This is a genomic window from Micromonospora echinospora, assembly GCF_900091495.1.
GTDB classification, from domain to species: Bacteria; Actinomycetota; Actinomycetes; order Mycobacteriales; family Micromonosporaceae; genus Micromonospora; species Micromonospora echinospora.
On the sequence record NZ_LT607413.1, the window covers coordinates 6,496,958 to 6,513,012 of the forward strand.

General features: G+C 73.3%; 17 protein-coding genes. 11 read left to right on the forward strand and 6 right to left on the reverse strand.

The window, feature by feature from the left end; all coding sequences use genetic code 11:
- The first annotated feature begins 8 nt into the window (after positions 1-8).
- The 11 genes from GA0070618_RS27875 to GA0070618_RS27925 all read left to right on the forward strand — a co-directional run bounded on the left by GA0070618_RS27875 (position 9) and on the right by GA0070618_RS27925 (position 10,816).
- Positions 9-1,247 (forward strand): ABC transporter substrate-binding protein, encoded by a 1,239-nt coding sequence (locus GA0070618_RS27875; RefSeq protein ID WP_088984273.1) that lies wholly within the window; start codon positions 9-11, stop codon positions 1,245-1,247.
- Positions 1,248-1,344: 97 nt separating this feature from the next.
- The gene (locus tag GA0070618_RS27880; RefSeq protein ID WP_088985892.1) at positions 1,345-2,247 is read left to right on the forward strand and encodes a carbohydrate ABC transporter permease; all 903 of its coding nucleotides are present in this window, start codon (positions 1,345-1,347) and stop codon (positions 2,245-2,247) included.
- Positions 2,244-3,143: a carbohydrate ABC transporter permease gene (locus GA0070618_RS27885; RefSeq protein ID WP_088984274.1), complete on the forward strand. Its 900-nt coding sequence runs from the start codon at positions 2,244-2,246 to the stop codon at positions 3,141-3,143. The genes GA0070618_RS27880 and GA0070618_RS27885 overlap by 4 nt, the downstream gene beginning before the upstream one ends.
- A gap of 5 nt (positions 3,144-3,148) precedes the next feature.
- Positions 3,149-4,171: an NAD-dependent epimerase/dehydratase family protein gene (locus tag GA0070618_RS27890; protein WP_088984275.1), complete on the forward strand. Its 1,023-nt coding sequence runs from the start codon at positions 3,149-3,151 to the stop codon at positions 4,169-4,171.
- A gap of 1 nt (position 4,172) precedes the next feature.
- Positions 4,173-5,180, forward strand: a complete 1,008-nt coding sequence (locus tag GA0070618_RS27895) for a dihydrodipicolinate synthase family protein (protein WP_088984276.1) — start codon at positions 4,173-4,175, stop codon at positions 5,178-5,180.
- A gap of 37 nt (positions 5,181-5,217) precedes the next feature.
- Positions 5,218-6,204, forward strand: coding sequence for a hydroxyacid dehydrogenase (locus GA0070618_RS27900; RefSeq protein ID WP_197701664.1), 987 nt, complete (start codon positions 5,218-5,220; stop codon positions 6,202-6,204).
- Between the two features lie 21 nt (positions 6,205-6,225).
- Positions 6,226-7,065 carry a fumarylacetoacetate hydrolase family protein gene (locus GA0070618_RS27905; protein WP_088984278.1) on the forward strand — a complete coding sequence of 280 codons (840 nt, stop codon included), beginning with the start codon at positions 6,226-6,228 and terminating at the stop codon, positions 7,063-7,065.
- The gene (locus GA0070618_RS27910) at positions 7,062-7,988 is read left to right on the forward strand and encodes a GNAT family N-acetyltransferase (protein WP_088984279.1); all 927 of its coding nucleotides are present in this window, start codon (positions 7,062-7,064) and stop codon (positions 7,986-7,988) included. Before GA0070618_RS27905 ends, GA0070618_RS27910 begins: the two co-directional genes overlap by 4 nt.
- Positions 7,985-8,854 carry an SMP-30/gluconolactonase/LRE family protein gene (locus GA0070618_RS27915; protein ID WP_197701665.1) on the forward strand — a complete coding sequence of 290 codons (870 nt, stop codon included), beginning with the start codon at positions 7,985-7,987 and terminating at the stop codon, positions 8,852-8,854. The genes GA0070618_RS27910 and GA0070618_RS27915 overlap by 4 nt, the downstream gene beginning before the upstream one ends.
- Before the next feature lie 95 nt (positions 8,855-8,949).
- Positions 8,950-9,750 carry an alpha/beta hydrolase gene (locus GA0070618_RS27920; RefSeq protein WP_088984280.1) on the forward strand — a complete coding sequence of 267 codons (801 nt, stop codon included), beginning with the start codon at positions 8,950-8,952 and terminating at the stop codon, positions 9,748-9,750.
- A gap of 166 nt (positions 9,751-9,916) precedes the next feature.
- Positions 9,917-10,816 carry an LLM class flavin-dependent oxidoreductase gene (locus GA0070618_RS27925; RefSeq protein ID WP_088984281.1) on the forward strand — a complete coding sequence of 300 codons (900 nt, stop codon included), beginning with the start codon at positions 9,917-9,919 and terminating at the stop codon, positions 10,814-10,816.
- 69 nt (positions 10,817-10,885) lie between these two features.
- Here GA0070618_RS27925 and GA0070618_RS27930 read toward each other — a convergent pair whose 3' ends face one another.
- The 6 genes from GA0070618_RS27930 to GA0070618_RS27955 all read right to left on the reverse strand — a co-directional run bounded on the left by GA0070618_RS27930 (position 10,886) and on the right by GA0070618_RS27955 (position 16,009).
- Complete coding sequence (locus GA0070618_RS27930) at positions 10,886-11,752, reverse strand: MauE/DoxX family redox-associated membrane protein (RefSeq protein WP_197701666.1); 867 nt, start codon at positions 11,750-11,752, stop codon at positions 10,886-10,888.
- A 66-nt stretch (positions 11,753-11,818) separates the two neighbouring features.
- Entirely contained in the window at positions 11,819-12,415 is a 597-nt protein-coding gene (locus GA0070618_RS27935) for a cell wall protein (protein ID WP_088984282.1), read from the reverse strand.
- A 13-nt stretch (positions 12,416-12,428) separates the two neighbouring features.
- Positions 12,429-12,842: an RlpA-like double-psi beta-barrel domain-containing protein gene (locus GA0070618_RS27940; protein WP_088984283.1), complete on the reverse strand. Its 414-nt coding sequence runs from the start codon at positions 12,840-12,842 to the stop codon at positions 12,429-12,431.
- Positions 12,843-13,067: 225 nt separating this feature from the next.
- Entirely contained in the window at positions 13,068-14,054 is a 987-nt protein-coding gene (locus GA0070618_RS27945; protein WP_414467616.1) for a LacI family DNA-binding transcriptional regulator, read from the reverse strand.
- A gap of 123 nt (positions 14,055-14,177) precedes the next feature.
- Positions 14,178-15,017 (reverse strand): carbohydrate ABC transporter permease, encoded by an 840-nt coding sequence (locus GA0070618_RS27950; protein WP_088984285.1) that lies wholly within the window; start codon positions 15,015-15,017, stop codon positions 14,178-14,180.
- The gene (locus GA0070618_RS27955; RefSeq protein WP_088984286.1) at positions 15,014-16,009 is read right to left on the reverse strand and encodes a carbohydrate ABC transporter permease; all 996 of its coding nucleotides are present in this window, start codon (positions 16,007-16,009) and stop codon (positions 15,014-15,016) included. Before GA0070618_RS27955 ends, GA0070618_RS27950 begins: the two co-directional genes overlap by 4 nt.
- Between the last annotated feature and the right edge of the window lie 46 nt (positions 16,010-16,055).

Sequence of the window (16,055 nt, forward strand, 5' to 3'; positions counted from 1 at the left end):
CGAGACAGATGCGAGTACGCAGGTTCGCGCCGGTCGCGGTCGCCGCGCTGCTGACCGGGCTGGTCGCCGCGTGCGGCGGCGGGGACGGCGCCGGAGGCGACGAGAAGCAGTCCGTCACCATGTGGATCTACCCGGTGATCCCCGACGAGGCCACCCACCGGGGCTTCTGGGACCAGCAGGTCACCGCGTTCAAGGCCGACCATCCGAACGTCGACGTCAAGGTGGAGATCTTCCCCTGGGCCAAGCGGGAGGAGTCGCTGACCACGGCGATCGCCGGCGGCAAGGGGCCGGACGTGGTGTACCTGATCCCCGACCAGCTCGGCAAGTTCCACAACGTCATCGAGCCGGTCGACGGCCACCTGTCCGACGACGCGAAGGCCGACTACCTCGACAACGTCCGCGCCGCCGTCACCCTCGACGGCAAGATGCTCGGCGCGCCGATCCTGACCAGCAGCAACCCGCTGATGTGCAACGCGAAGGTGTTCACCGCTGCCGGGGTCACCACGTACCCGAAGACCTGGGCCGACCTGCTCGCCCTCGCACCCACCCTCAAGGCCAAGGGCTTCGACGTCACCAACTACTACGCCGACCCGAGCGCCACCCTGAACCAGTCGTTCTACCCGCTGCTCTGGCAGGCCGGCGGGGACGTGTTCAGCGCCGACGGGAAATCGGTGGCCTTCGACGGTCCGGAGGGCGTCAAGGCGCTGACCTTCCTCAAGCAGCTCGTCGACGGCGGATACGTCCAGAAGGACCTGATCACCAGCATCCCGGCCTTCGAGCAGACCAACGTCGCCAAGAACAAGGTCGCCTGCACCTGGCAGCACGTCCCGGCCGACGTCGAGCAGTTCTGGGGCAAGGAGAACATCAAGATCTTCCCGCCGCTGGCCGAGACGAAGAGCGTCGGGTACGGCACCGTCGGCAGCCTGTCGATCCTCAAGGCCAGCAAGGCCAAGAAGGCCGCCGGCGAGTGGGTCGAGTTCGTCACCGGTCCCTCGGTGGCCACCGCGTACGACAAGCAGGGCAACTACTTCTCGGCGAAGAAGTCGGCCGGTCCGCTCTACGCCGACGACCCGGTGCGCAGCGCGATGGAGCAGACCCTGACCAGCACGACCGTCGGCACGCTGCACGAGTCCAGCCGCGAGGTGATGGGCGTGCTGGCCCCGGAGATCCAGGCCGCGCTGATCGGCAAGAAGACCCCCGAGCAGGCGCTCGCCGACGCGGCCAAGGCCGCCGACGCGCTGCTCTGACCCGTCGACCGTGGCCCGTCGCCGGGCGGTCACCGGCGACGGGCCCCACGACACCGGCCGGTTCGGTCGGTGCCGCACCCGAGACAAGGAGGACGAGATGGCCGTACCGGCACAGGTGGTGGCCCGGCGGTCCCGGCGGGTGGTCGCGCGGCGCGAGGCCCGCTGGGGTCTGCTCTTCGTCCTGCCCGCGTTCCTGCTCTTCCTGGCCTTCCGCTTCGGCCCGGCCATCGCCGGGCTGGTGCTCGGCTTCATGGAGTACGCCATCGGCGGCGAGGCCGAGTGGACCGGCCTGGAGAACGCCCGCCGGCTGGTCGACGACCCGGTGTTCTGGCAGTCGCTGCGGGTCACCGTCGTCTACACCCTGCTCTACGTGCCGCTGACCGTGGTCACCTCGGTCGGGCTCGCGCTGCTGGTCCGCCGGGGCTTCCGGGGCGTGGGGTTCTTCCGGTCGGTGTTCTTCCTGCCGGTGGTGACGAGTCTGGTGCTGGTCGCCACGATCTTCGCCTGGGTGTTCTCCGCCGAGGGACCGTGGTCGCGGATCCTGGGCTGGCTGGGCCTGCCCGACGAGTCGTGGCTCGCCTCCAGCACGCTGGTGCTGCCCGCGCTGGCGCTGGTGGGGGTCTGGTCGCACTTCGGCTACGGCATGCTGATCGTGCTGGCCCGCCTTCAGGACCTGCCGCGCGAGCAGGAGGAGGCGGCGCTGACCGACGGCGCCGGTCCCTGGCAGCGGTTCCGCTGGATCGTGCTGCCGCAGCTCAGGCCGGTGCTGTTCTTCCTGCTGGTGATCGAGACCACCGCCTCGTTCCAGGTCTTCGACCTGGTCTACGCGATGACCGGCGGTGGCCCGGCCCGGGGCAGCTACACCCTCGTCATGGCCCTGTACGACCAGGGCTTCAAGTACTTCGACCTCGGCTACGCCAGTGCGATCGGGGTGGCCCTGTTCGTGATGACCCTGGTCGTCGCGCTGATCCAACGGCTCGCCCTCGGGAGGGACAAGTGACCGCCACGACCACCACCCCCGCGCCGACCACCCCGACGCCCACCCCGCCCGCCCGGCGACGGCGCGCCTACCGGGCGTTGGAGCCGGGTCCCGCCGGCCGGGTGGCGCGGTACGCGTTGCTCGCCGTGGCCAGCGTGGTCACCCTCTTCCCGTTCTACGCGATGGTGGTGCTGAGCCTGAAGCCCGCCGCCGCGATCGAGTTCCCGGCCAGCCTGCTGCCCTGGCCGGTCGACGTCGGCGCGTACCAGGAGGTGCTGGCCTCCCGGAGCATCCTGCGGTGGCTGCTGAACACCACCATCTACTCGGTGGTCAGCGTGGTCGCGGTGCTGCTGCTCGCCGCGATGGCCGGGTACGCCTTCGCCAAGAAGCGCTTCCCCGGCCGGGAGACCATGTTCTGGTCGTTCCTGGCCATGGTGATGGTGCCCTACCACGTCACGCTGATCCCCACGTTCATCCTGATCGCGAAGGCCGGCGGGGTGGACACCTACTGGGGACTGATCCTGCCGACCCTGGCCAACGCGCAGGCGGTGTTCCTGATGCGGCAGTTCATCCAGGGACTGCCGGACGAGCTGTTCGAGGCCGCGAAGATCGACGGTGCCTCGGAGTGGCGGACCTTCGTCCGGATCGTGCTGCCGCTGTGCAAGCCGATCCTGGCCACCCTCGGCGTGTTCGTCTTCCTGTGGCACTGGAACGACCTGCTCTGGCCGCTGATCATCGGGCAGAGCGGGGACATGCGCACGCTCACCGTCGGCATCGCCTCCCTCCAGCAGGAGCAGGTGCCGCTCAACGTCATGCTGGCCGGCTCGGTGGTCGCCTTCGTGCCCATCTTCGCCGCGTACCTGGTCGGCCAGCGCTACTTCACCGAGGGCGTCACGATGTCCGGAATCAAGGGTTGAGACGAGTGTTCACGAACGAGAGCGAGTTGGAGCAGCGGCTGGCCCGCCCGTCGGCGGCGCTGGTCGCCGACCTGGCCGAGGGCCGCGGTGACCTGGTGGTGCTCGGCGCCGGGGGCAAGATGGGGCCGTCGCTGTGCCGGCTGGCGCGCCGGGGACTGGACGCCGCCGGCCGCACCGGCGACCGGGTGTACGCGGTGTCCCGGTGGACGGACCGGGCCGCCGCCGGGGCGTTGGCCGCCGACCGCGTCGAGCCGGTGCCGTTCGACCTGCTCGGCGACGCCGACCTGGGCGGGCTGCCGGACGCCACCGACGTGGTCTTCATGGTCGGCGCGAAGTTCGGCACCTCGGCCGCGCCCTACCTGGCCTGGGTGGTCAACGCGGTGCTGCCGGCCGCCGTGGCCCGCCGCTACCCGGCCGCGCGGATCGCCGCCTTCTCCACCGGCAACGTCTACCCGATGGTGCCGGTGGGCTCCGGTGGCTGCGCGGAGACCGACCCGACCGGCCCGGTCGGCGACTACGCGATGAGCTGCCTCGGCCGGGAGCAGGTCTTCGCGCACGCCGCCGCCACCCGGGGCACCCCGGTCGCGGTGCTCCGGCTCAACTACGCCGTCGACCTCCGCTACGGCGTGCTCGCCGACATCGGGCACGCGGTGCTGGCCGGCGAGCCGGTCGACGTGACCACCGGGCACGTCAACGTGGTCTGGCAGGGCTACGCCAACGAGGTGGCGCTGCGGTCGCTGCGGCACGCCACGCCGGAGGTGTTCACCCTCAACCTGACCGGGCCGGAGACCGCGCCGGTACGGCGGATCGCCGCCCGGATGGGCGAACGGCTCGGCCGGCCGGTCACGCTCACCGGCACCGAGGCGCCCACCGCGCTGCTCAACGACGCCACCCGCTGCCACGCGCTGTTCGGCTACCCGGACGTGCCGCTGGGCACCCTGGTCGACTGGCAGGCCGACTGGCTCGCCGCCGGACTGCCCACCTCCGGCAAACCGACGAAGTTCGCCGTCCGCGACGGGAGGTTCTGACATGTCCCTGGAGCTGCTGCGGGACGGCACGGTGATCCCCGCCCACCCGCTGGCCCTGACCGCCGACCGGCGGCTCGACGAACGCCGACAGCGGGCGCTGACCCGCTACTACCTCGCTGCCGGGGCGGGTGGGGTGGCCGTCGGGGTGCACACCACCCAGTTCGCCATCCGCCAGGCCGGACTGCTGGAGCCGGTGCTCGCCCTCGCCGCTGAGATGGTCGACGGCGAGGCCGGACGCCCGGTGGTCAAGGTCGCCGGGGCATGCGGGGACACCGCGCAGGCGGTCGCCGAGGCGGAACTCGCCGCCGGGCTGGGCTACCACGCCGTCCTGCTCTCCCCGGTGGTGCCCGGCGCGGACGAGGCCGCCCTGCTGGCCCGGGCGAAGGCGGTCGGCGAGGTGCTGCCGGTGGTCGGCTTCTACCTCCAGCCGGCGATCGGCGGACCCCGGCTGTCGAGCGCGTTCTGGCGGGCCTTCGCCGACCTGCCGTCGGTGGTGGCGGTCAAGCTCGCCCCGTTCGACCGGTACCGGACCCTGGAGGCGGTGCGCGGCATCGCCGCCGCCGACCGGGGCGCCGAGGTGGCCCTCTACACCGGCAACGACGACCACATCGTCGGTGACCTGCTCGGCGAATTCGCCGGCCGGCGGTTCGTCGGCGGGCTGCTCGGCCAGTGGGCGGTCTGGACCCGGGCGGCGGTGGAGCTGTTCGGGCAGGTCCGGGCGGCCCGCGCCGGGGACCTGGCGGCGCTGGCGCTGCTCACCGACCGGGCGGCGGCCGTCACCGACGCCAACGCGGCCGTCTTCGACGCCGCGCACGACTTCCACGGCTGCATCGCCGGGGTGCACGAGGTGCTGCGCCGGCAGGGCCTGCTCGACGGGGTGTGGTGCCTCGACCCGGCCGAGGGCCTCTCCCCCGGCCAGGCCGAGGAGCTGACCCGGGTCGCCGCCGCCCACCCGTGGCTAACCGACGACGAGTTCGTCGCCGCGCACCGCGATGACTGGCTCCGCTGACCGGCCGGGCGGCCCCACCCGCCGTCCGGTCGCCGTGGTGAGCGTGCCACCGGCGCTGCGCGCCCAGTTCTTCCCGGACCGGGTCGGCGAGCGGCTGGCCGCCGCCGCCGAGTGCACGCTGCTCGACGGGCACGCCGCGCTCACCCGTCCCGGGCTGGCCCCGGTGCTGGCCCGTGCCGAGGTGCTGGTGACCGCCTGGGGCGTGCCCCGGCTCGACGCGGCCCTGCTGGACCGCGCCCCGGCGCTGCGGCTGGTCGCGCACACCGGCGCGTCGGTCAAACCGTTCGTCACCGACGAGGTCTTCGCCCGGGGCGTCGCGGTCACCCAGGCCGGGCAGGGCATGGCCCGCCCGGTGGCCGAGGTGGCGCTGGCGTTCACCCTGGCGCTGCTGCACCGGCTGCCCCGCTTCGACCACGCACTGCACGACGGCGTCGAGTGGCACGTCGCCGAGGCGGCCCCGCCCCGGCACGAGCTGCTCGGCTGCCCGGTCGGGGTCATCGGGGCGTCCCGGACCGGGCGGGCGTACGTGCAGCTGGTGCGCCTGCTGGGCGCGGAGGTCACGGTGGCCGACCCGACCCTGACCCCGGCGGACGCCGCCGCGCTCGGCGCCCGGCTGGTCGGGCTGGACGAGCTGCTGGCCGGCAGCCGGATCGTGGCGCTGCACGCGCCGACCCTGCCGGAGACCCGGCACCTGATCGGGGCCCGGGAGCTGGCCCTGCTGCCCGACGGCGCGGGGCTGGTCAACACCGCCCGCTCGTGGCTGGTGGACGAGGCGGCGCTGGTCGACGAGCTGGCCGCCGGCCGGATCGACGCGGCGTTGGACGTCTTCGACGACGAGCCGCTGCCGGTCGGGCACCCGCTGCGCTCGCTGCCGAACGTGCTGCTCACCCCGCACCAGGCGGCCGGCACGGTGCAGGGACGCCGCCGGCAGGGCGAGATCGTGGTGGACGAGATCGTCCGGTACGCCACCGGCCGGCCCCTGGCCCACGCGGTGACGCCCGACCTGCTCGCCCGGATGGGCTGAAACACGAGGAGGAACACCATCATGCGGTTCATGCGGATCGGGCCGGTCGGCGCCGAACGTCCGGTGCTCGTCGACGACACCGGCCACTTCGACCTGAGCGGGATCACCGCCGACATCGACGCGGCGTTCCTCGCCGCCGACCCGGTCGCCCGGGTGCGGGCGGCCGGGCCGCTGCCCCGCGTCGAGGTGACGGGTCAGCGAATCGGCGCGCCGATCGCCCGCCCCGGGACGGTGCTCTGCATCGGGCAGAACTACGCCGCGCACGCCGCGGAGAGCGGCGTCGCGCCACCGGCCGCGCCGATCCTGTTCCACAAGTCGCCGAACACCGTGGTCGGGCCGTACGACGAGGTGCGGATCCCGCGCGGGTCGACGCGGACGGACTGGGAGGTCGAGCTGGCGGTGGTGATCGGTTCCCGGGTGCGCTACCTGGACTCGCCGGCCGAGGCGCTGACCCACGTCGCCGGGTACGCGGTCAGCAACGACGTGTCGGAACGGGAGTACCAGTTCGCCGACCCGGGTGGGCAGTGGGCCAAGGGCAAGTCGTGCGAGACGTTCAACCCGCTCGGCCCGTGGCTGGTCACCCCGGACGAGGTGGGCGACCCGCAGGCGCTGCGGCTGCGGTCCTGGGTCAACGGCGAGCCCCGGCAGGACTCCCGCACCGCCGACATGATCTTCGACGTGGCGTTCCTGATCTGGCACCTGTCCCAGTTCACCGTCCTCGAACCGGGAGACGTGCTGAACACCGGCACCCCGCAGGGGGTGGCGCTGTCCGGCCGGTACCCGTACCTGGGCGCGGGGGACGTGATGGAGGTGGAGGTCGAGGGGCTCGGCCGGCAGCGCAACCGCCTCGTTCCGGCGTGAGCGGGGTCGGGTACCGCACGGCCACCCCGGAGGACCTGCCGTCGCTGCGGTCGACCTGGGCGGAGGCGTTCCCCGCCACGGACGTCGGCGCGGTGTGGGCCACCGATCCGGGACGGTTCGGACGGACCTTCGTCGCGGTACGTGACGCCCGGGTGGTGGCCGCCGTGCACTACCTGCCCCGACGGCTGCGCGCCGCCGACGGGACCGTCGACCTGGTGGGCGGGGTGGCCAACGTGGCCACCCGCCCGGCGGAACGGGGGCAGGGGCACGTGCGACGGCTGCTGGACCTGGCCGTCACGGCGATGACCGTCGACGGCTGCGCCTGGGCGCTGCTGTTCACCGGCACGCCGGCCGTCTACCGCGGTAGCGGCTTCCGGACCTTTCGCCTCGGCTACACCAGCGGCCGTCCGGCCCCGCCGACGGCGCCACCCGAGGGCTGGACGGTGCGGCCGGGCTCCTGGACGGACTGGCCGGACCTCGCGCCGCCGCACCGGGCGTTCAACGCGCACCGCCCGCTGAGCACCGTCCGGAGCGACCACGACTGGCGGCACCGGGTGCCGGCCTGGTACGCCCCACCCGCCGAGCTGCTGGTCGCCTGGAAACACGGCGAGCCGGTCGGGTACCTGGTGCGGGAACGGTCCGCCGGGCTGGTCCGGGTGGTGGAGGTGGCCGGCGGGGCGGAGGCGCTGCGGGCGCTGTTCGGCGCGGTCGCGGCGACCGCGCACGCCGACCGGGCGGAGCGGTGTGTGGCCCGGCTGCCCGCCGACCCGGTGGTCGGGGCGGCGCTGCCGTGGCTGCTGAGCGACCCGGTGCCCGAGGTCGACGAGACCGGCATGGTCCGGCCGGTGCACGCCGACGCCGCCCGGCTCGCCGCGACCACCGGCGCGCCGGGGGCGTTCCACTGGCCGGGGGACTACCTGTGAGGGCGCCCGGGCGGCTGGCCGCCGCGCAGGTCACCCCGGTGGTCGCCGACCACGGCGAGGGGCCGGTGTGGTGTCCGGACGACGGCCGGCTGCGCTGGGTGGACCTGCTGGCCGGCGACGTTCTGGCCCTCGACCCGGTGACCGGCGCGGTCACCCGCCGGCACGTCGCCGGGGTGGTCGCCGCCATCCGGCCCCGGACCGGCGGCGGTCTGGTCGCCGCCGTCGAACGGGGCTTCGCGCTGCTCACCGACGACACGGTGACGCTGCTGCCGGAGGTCTGGTCGGATCCGACGGTCCGGATGAACGACGGGGCCTGCGACCCGTGGGGCCGGTTCCACTGCGGGTCGATGGCGTACGACGCCGCGCCCGGTCGGGCCGCGCTGTACCGGCTCGACCCGGACGGCACGGTGACCACCGTGCTGACCGGGGTCACCGTCTCCAACGGACTCGCCTGGACCCCCGACGGCGGCACCGCCTACTACGTCGACTCGGCGCTGGGGCGGGTGGACGCGTTCGACGTCGACCGCGCCTCCGGGGAGCTGACCGGCCGGCGGCCGGTCGTGGCGGTGCCACCGGAGCAGGGCGTCCCCGACGGGATCTGCGTCGACGTGGCCGGCGGGATCTGGGTGGCGCTCTGGGACGGCGGGGCGGTGCACCGCTACACCCCGGACGGCGAGCTGTCGGTCGTGGTGGACCTGCCGGTCCGCCGACCGACCGCCTGCGCCTTCGGCGGCCCGGACCACGCCGACCTCTACGTCACCACGTCCCGTCAGGGCTCGCCACCGGGCGACCGCTCCCCGGCGGGGGCGCTGTTCCGGGCCCGTCCCCCGGTGCCCGGTTTCGCCGCTCATCCGTTCGCCGGCTGACCCCGCCCGGGGGCCGGCGGGGCAGGCGCCGCCGGCTGCGGCGGCGCGACGTCCGGCGTCGGCGGTGCGGCCAGCGGGCACTATCGTTTCCGGTCATGGCCCTCGTCAGCTGCGACTTCCACTCCGAGACGCTCGGCATGGGCACCTCGATGACGGTGATCCTGCCCCAACCGACGACGTCCCAGATCGGCCTGGCCGGCGCCGCCCCGGCCGGTGACCCTCCGGTGCTGTACCTGCTGCACGGGCTCAGCGACGACCACACCATCTGGCTGCGGCGCACCTCGATCGAACGGTACGTCGCCCCGCTGGGCCTGGCGGTGGTCATGCCCCGGGTCGACCGCAGCTTCTACACCGACGAGGAGAACGGCCACCGGTACTGGACCTTCCTCAGCGAGGAGCTGCCCGAGGTCTGCCGGTCGTTCTTCCGGTTGTCCGACCGGCCCGCCGACACCTTCGTCGCCGGGCTGTCCATGGGCGGGTACGGCGCGTTCAAGTGGGCGCTGCGGCACCCGGACCGGTTCGCGGCGGCGGCCAGCCTGTCCGGGGCGCTCGACATCGCCGAGCGCTCCCCAGGCACCGACGACCATCCGATCGACGCGCGGCTCTGGCACACCGTCTTCGGCGACCGGCCGGTGGCCGGCTCCCCCGACGACGTGCTGCACCTGCTCGATGCGGCGGCGGACCGGCGGGCCCGGCTGCCCCGGCTCTACGTCGCCTGCGGCACCGAGGACTTCCTGTACGACGACAGCGTGCGGTTCGTCGAGGCGGCCCGGAAGCGGGACGTGCCGGTTACCGTCCGGTTCGGACCGGGCGACCATGACTGGGGCTACTGGGACGAGTGGATCCGGGACGTCCTGGCCTGGCTGCCGCTGCCGTCCACCCGACACGCCGGCTGACCGTCCGCGGTGGTGCCGCAGTACGGCGGGGTAACCCGCAAGCCGTTACCGGTGCCCCGGGACGGGGCCGGTGGCCGGTGGCACGGTTTCGGCCCACCCGGGGACGGGGTCGGGCCATCATGGGGCCAGCGGGTGCCGGTGGTCGGCGCCCGGAGGGAGGACCGCGTTGACCGACTACGGGCACGACCTGCTCTTCGGGGTGTTCGTCACGCCCGCCGCCGAGCCGGTGCACCGGGCGGTCGAGCTGGCCGTGGTGGCCGACCGGGCGGGACTGGACCTGGTGACCTTCCAGGACCACCCCTACCTGCCGACCTTCCACGACACGTGGACGTTGCTGTCGTACGTGGCCGCGCGCACCGAACGCGTCCGCCTCGCCGGCAACGTCCTCAACCTCCCCCTGCGCGCACCGGCGGTGCTGGCGCGCAGCGTGGCCAGCCTGGACCGGCTCAGCGGTGGTCGGATCGAGCTGGGTATCGGCGCCGGCGGGTTCTGGGACGCCATCGAGGCGATGAGCGGCCGACGGCTGTCCCCGGGCGAGTCGGTGGCGGCGCTGGCGGAGGGCATCCGGATCATCCGGGAGGTCTGGGCGACGGAGCGCGGCGGCCCGGTGCGGGTCGAGGGCGACCACTACCGGGTGGTCGGCGCCAAGCGCGGCCCGGCTCCCGCCCACGACGTCGACATCTGGGTGGGCGCCTACAAGCCGAGGATGCTGCGGCTGGTCGGCCGGCTCGCCGACGGCGCGCTGCCGTCCCTCGGCTACCTGCCCGGCGGCGCCGAGGACCTGGCCGGGCTGAACACGCACATCGACGAAGGCGCCCACGCGGCCGGGCGTGCGCCCACGGAGATCCGGCGGCTGCTCAACGTCACCGGCCGCTTCGCGGCGACCGGCACGGCGTTCCTCGACGGCCCGGCCGAGCAGTGGGCCGAGGACCTGGCCGGCCTGACCGTCGAGTACGGGGTGAGCGCCTTCGTCCTGGCGGCCGACGACCCGGCCACGATCGAGCGGTTCGCCGCCGAGGTCGCCCCGGCCACCCGGGAACTCGTCGCGGCCGAACGCGACCGGTGACCGGCCGCGCCGTCCCCGGAGCCGCCACGTGCTCGCCCGGGAGTCGGTGACCTGGGCGCACGGTCCGGCTCAGGCGGGGACGACGGTAAGCCGGCCGTCGGTGGGTGGGGTGGTGCCGGCCAGGCTGAGCAGGGTCTGCCCGGTGGTGTCGTCGACCACCGCGACGCGCACCGCCTCCGGTTCCGGGTCGGCCAGCGGTACGGCGAACACGGCGGTCGCCGTCCGGCCCTGGTAGCGCGCGGCGTACGCGGCGAAGCGCCAGCCGTCGGCGTCCCAGTGCTCGCGGACGTCGGAGCGCAGCAGGGCGGCCACCCGCCGGTAGGCGTCGCTGAGCTGGAGTTGCTGCACGGTGGCGAGCAGCGGCACACCGGAGCCGCCGCGCAGCGGGTGGGTCAGCCGGGCGCGAAGCCGGCGCAGCGGCAGCAACCAGGTCGCGTCCAGTTCGGGCGAGAGCCCGACCACCGCCGCCGCCTCGGCGAGCAGCACGAGGCCACCGGCCACCGGCCGGTCGGCGAGGGCGGCGAACCAGCCGGTGGTGGTCGTGGCGGCCAGCGCGCCGGCGGCCACCAGCAGTCCGGCCCGGAGGAGGCTGCGCCCGGAGACGGGGGTCGGCTGGGCGCTGAGACAGCCGCACGAGGCGGTCGGCGCGACGCGCCGGGTGTAGCCGAGGTAGGCGAGGAAACCGGCGGCCAGCGTGGTCACGGCCACCGCCTCCATCCGTAGCGTGGGCGGCAGCAGCAGCGCCGCGCCGAGGGTCAGCTCGACGGCACCGAGCACCCGGTACGCGGGCAGGGCCCGGCGCTCGCCGAGCAGCACGACGAGCCCGGACCGGTGGGCGGTCGCGGTGGCGTGCCGGCTGAACAGCTTGAGGCGGGCGGACCAGAGCAGTACCGCACCGACGAGCAGCGGTTGCAGCGCCGCGATCATGTCGATCATGGGTTCTCCCTCAGGTGATCCGGCGGGTGACGCCCCGGGCGGTGCGGTCGCCCGGGGCGCGGCGCGTCAGGCGGCGGCGTAGACGGTGGCGATGTCGATCTCGTTGGTCTTCGGGTGCCAGGCCCCGAGGATCTGGACGTGGCGGCCGACCCGCAGCAGCGACAGGTCGCTGACCGCCGGGGTGCCGTTGTAGACCGCGGCGGAGCGGCCGGGCACGACGTGCGCGACGATCCGTCGGCCCTTGTGGTCCAGGTGCACCACGTTGCGGCCGACCGCGGCGATGTGCCCGTGCAGGTTGACGATGTTGACCCAGACGGAGTCCGCGGCGAGGGTGCCGTCGGGCAGTCGGACGCCCCGGGCGTAGAGGCCGTCGCCGACGGCGATCCGGTCGAAGGTGGTCGGGTGCAGCTTCCAGATGCTCGTGCCGTCGGTGATCCGGATCGAGTGCAGCACCGTGTCCGAGCCGGTCACCAGGAGCATGTGGCCGGAGATCGAGCTGATCAGACCCTCGGCGAAGTTCGGGTCGGGCGCGCCCGGCTCGACGCCGACGGCTTCGGTGGCGAAGGCGGCCTCGGGGGCGAGCGAGCCGAGTCCGGTGGCGCCGACGACGCCACCGAGCGCGGCGGTGGCGAGCAGCCGCCGGCGGTCGACTGTCTGGTTCATCCTGGGCCTCCCTCTAGACCGAGTCGACCGAACAGGGCCGCAGCCCGGTGGAGAGACTGGCGATCACGCTGTACGCCGCGGGCGTCAGGTCGATGATCCGGTTACTGCCGCAGGCGGAGCCGCAGCAGGTGCGCTCGCCGCACCACAGGTCGGTCTGCGGGCCGCAGTCGGCGATGGTGGTGCCGATCCGCGCGTTGTTGCAGAGGTTGGTGGTGTAGTGCCGGTAGCCGCAGGTGCGGCGGCTCATCCCGGTGATCCCGCAGGCGTGCGGCCGGGTGATGGCCAGGCACGCGTCCGAGGCGTTCGGCCACGCGTGCTGGTAGTTGCCGGAGCTGCACGTGCCGCAGGCCCCGAACCCGGTCGAGCCGCACGGCCCCCAGGCGTTGCCGCAACAGAACCAGGACACCTCGCCTCTCAGAGCTACCACGGTTGCCTCCCTCCACGTCCGCGATCGACATCGATCGCTTTCTATATTGAAGGAGATTTTTATGTCAGGATTCGACGGAGTCAACGGTCAAGGGGAAGGTTTCCTACACGATGGCGAAAATCAGCCGGTCACCGTCGGGTCCGCGTCGACGCCCGGCACGGGGGCGGACGTCGGCCGTACGGCGTCGCCGTCGACCGGAGCGGTCCGGGACCGGTGAGGCGGACCCTACCGGTCGGCCGGCGGGGCGGCGCTGTCGCGGACGACGAGTTCGGTGGCGAGCTCCACCCGAGGGCTCTCGATCTTCTCGCCCCGGGCCAGCCGCAACACGGTCCGCGCCGCGAGCATGCCCATCTCGGCCAGCGGCTGACGGATCGTGGTCAGCGGCGGGGAGCACCAGCGGACCTCGGGCAGGTCGTCGAAGCCGACCACGCTGACGTCGTCGGGCACCCGCAGGCCGCGCTTGCGCACCGCCTCGTAGACGCCGAGCGCCATCTGGTCGCTGGAGGCGAAGATGGCCGTCGGCGGGTCCGACAACGCCAACAGCTGGGTGCCGGCGGCGTACCCGGCCTCGTGGTAGAAGTTGCCGGGACGGACGAGCGTGTCGTCGAAGGCGATGCCGGCGGCCTCGAGGGCGGCGCGGTAGCCGTCGAGCCGGGCCCGGCTGCACATCAGCTGCGGCGGCCCGGCGATGAACCCGATCCGCCGGTGGCCGAGGCCGAGCAGGTACTGGTTGGCCCGCAGGCTGCCGGCCCAGTTGGTGGCCCCGACGGTCGGCGCCTCCTGCGGGGCCACCCCGGCCGGGTCGACGATGACCACGGGGATGTTGAGGCGGCGCAGCTCGGCCTGCAACGGGGGCGCCACCATCGAGGTCACGAAGATGACCCCCTCGGTGGAGCGGGTCCGCATGTTGTCGAGCCACTGCTTGGCCGACGAGGTGCGCCGGTGGATCGCCGACACGACGGTGCCGATGCCGCTGCCGTGCGCGACGTCCTCCACCCCACGGATGATCTCCACCGCCCACGGGCTGTCCAGGTCGTTGAAGACCAGGTCGACCAGGCCGGACCGGGGCCGCCGACTCGGCGGACGACGGCGGTAGCCGTGCCGGGTGAGCAGGTCCTCGACCCGCTCCCGGGTCTGCGGGGCGACGTCGGAGCGGCCGTTGATGACCCGGGAGACCGTCGGCACGGAAACGCCGGCCAGGCGCGCGATCATCGCGATGGTGACGTTCCGGTCGTTCTCGGCGCCCACGGTCCGCCCTTTCGTCGTGGCTCGTGCCTGTGGTCGGTGAAGGCTACCGGAGCCGCCGACGCTCCCCCGCTGGCGGTGGACGGCGGCTCAGCCCTTCACGCTGCCGGCCAGACCGCCGATGAGCTGGCGTTCGGCCACAGCGTAGAAGCCCAGCGCCGGCACCATGGACAGCACCACGTAGGCGAGCACCCGGGCGGTGTCGTCGGCGTACTGCCCCTGGAAGGCCTGCACCCCCACCGGGAGGGTCCACCAGCCCTGGTCGGTGAAGACCACCAGCGGCAGCATGAAGTTGTTCCAGCTCGACACGATGGCCAGCACCGAGACGGTGGCCAGGGCGGGACGGGCCATCGGCAGCAGGATCCGCCAGAAGAACCCGAACGGGCCGCACCCGTCGATGACGGCGGCCTCCTCGACCTCGCCGGGGATGGTACGGAAGAACTGCCGCAGGATGATGATGGTGACCGGCAGCCCGAACGCGGCCTGCGGCAGGATCACCCCGAGCGGGTTGTCCAGCAGGCCCATTCCGCGCAGCAGGACGAACAGCGGCAGGATCGCCACCGCGAACGGGAACATCAGCCCCATGGCGAAGAGGGTCGCCAGCAGCTCCCGGCCCCGGAAGGCGTAACGGGCCAGGACGAACGCCGCCATCGCCGCCGACCCGACCACGATCACCGTGCTGGTCACCGCGATGAGGACGCTGTTGCCGAGCTGACGCCAGAACACCTCGGAGGTGAGGATGCCGGTGTAGTTCCCGGGCACCCACGGATCGGGCCAGCCGAGCGGGTTGGTGGAGAGCTGGCCGTTGTCCTTGAAGCCGCCGAGCACGCCGAACAGGACCGGCACGACGATGAGCGCGCCGACGGCGACGGAGACGAGATGCAGCACGATGCGGCGGGCCCGGACCCCGGGGTCCGTCGTGGTGGTCATCGCTGGCCTCCCTGGGTGGTGAGCGCGCCCTCGGTGTCGCGGCGCATGACGATCCGCTGGTAGAACAGGGCGAAGAGCATGCTCAGCAGGAACATGACGATGCTGATCGCGCTGGCGTAGCCGACCTCGAAGCGCCGGAAGCCGTACTGGTACATCGTCACGGCCATGGTCTCCGAGGCGTGGATCGGACCGCCGCCGGTGAGCACCCACACCATGTCGAACAGCTGGATCGTGCCGATGACCGACAGGAAGACGCTGATCCGGATGGTCGGGCCGAGCAACGGGAGGGTGACGTGCCGGAACGCCTGCCAGGCGCCGGCCCCGTCGACGGTGGCCGCCTCGTGGATCTCCTTCGGGATGCTCTGCCGGCCCGCCAGGTAGAGGATCATGTAGAAGCCGAAGTACTTCCAGGAGACCACCAGGAAGACGGCGATCAGCACGGTGTCCGGGTCGGCGAAGATCGTGCCGGCGTCCGCGCCGAGCAGACTGGTCAGCGTGTCACCCAGCCCCCGGTTCGGGGAGAACACCAGGGTGAACAGGACGGCGGTGGTGACCTCGGAGAGCACGTACGGGGCGAAGAAGACCAGCCGGTAGACACTGCGTCCCCGCAGCGGCTGGTTGAGCAGCATGGCCAGGCCGAGGGCGACCGGCAACTGGATCAGCAGCGACAGGACGATCAGCACGAGTCCGCGCCACAGATCCCCGCGGAACGTGGCGTCCCCGAAGGCGCGGGTGTAGTTGTCCAGCCCGACGAAGTTCTCCGGCAGGCCGAAGCCGTTCCACTTGTACAGGCTGGCGTAGCTCGCCACCACGATCGGGGCGATCACCAGCAGGAGGAACAGCACCACCGCCGGAGCCAGGAAGACCGCGAGGGTACCCAGTCGGCCCGGTCGCACCCGGCGGCCACGCGGTCGCGCGGCCACCGGGTGCGGCGCCACTGCCGTGGCGACCACGCTGTCCCGCACACCCGACGTCGTCGGCGGCCTGGTCATGCCTGCTCCACTCGGTTGCTGTCACGGACGGGTACGGGTCGGTGGT

Excerpts from the sequence above, each read along its gene's own strand:
- GA0070618_RS27875 (WP_088984273.1), top strand. The coding sequence starts at position 9 with ATGCGAGTACGCAGGTTCGCGCCGGTCGCGGTCGCCGCGCTGCTGACC.
- GA0070618_RS27880 (WP_088985892.1), top strand. The coding sequence starts at position 1,345 with ATGGCCGTACCGGCACAGGTGGTGGCCCGGCGGTCCCGGCGGGTGGTC.
- GA0070618_RS27895 (WP_088984276.1), top strand. The coding sequence starts at position 4,173 with ATGTCCCTGGAGCTGCTGCGGGACGGCACGGTGATCCCCGCCCACCCG.
- GA0070618_RS27905 (WP_088984278.1), top strand. The coding sequence starts at position 6,226 with ATGCGGTTCATGCGGATCGGGCCGGTCGGCGCCGAACGTCCGGTGCTC.
- GA0070618_RS27920 (WP_088984280.1), top strand. The coding sequence starts at position 8,950 with ATGGCCCTCGTCAGCTGCGACTTCCACTCCGAGACGCTCGGCATGGGC.
- GA0070618_RS27930 (WP_197701666.1), bottom strand. The coding sequence starts at position 11,752 with ATGATCGACATGATCGCGGCGCTGCAACCGCTGCTCGTCGGTGCGGTA.
- GA0070618_RS27935 (WP_088984282.1), bottom strand. The coding sequence starts at position 12,415 with ATGAACCAGACAGTCGACCGCCGGCGGCTGCTCGCCACCGCCGCGCTC.
- GA0070618_RS27945 (WP_414467616.1), bottom strand. The coding sequence starts at position 14,054 with ATGATCGCGCGCCTGGCCGGCGTTTCCGTGCCGACGGTCTCCCGGGTC.
- GA0070618_RS27950 (WP_088984285.1), bottom strand. The coding sequence starts at position 15,017 with ATGACCACCACGACGGACCCCGGGGTCCGGGCCCGCCGCATCGTGCTG.
- GA0070618_RS27955 (WP_088984286.1), bottom strand. The coding sequence starts at position 16,009 with ATGACCAGGCCGCCGACGACGTCGGGTGTGCGGGACAGCGTGGTCGCC.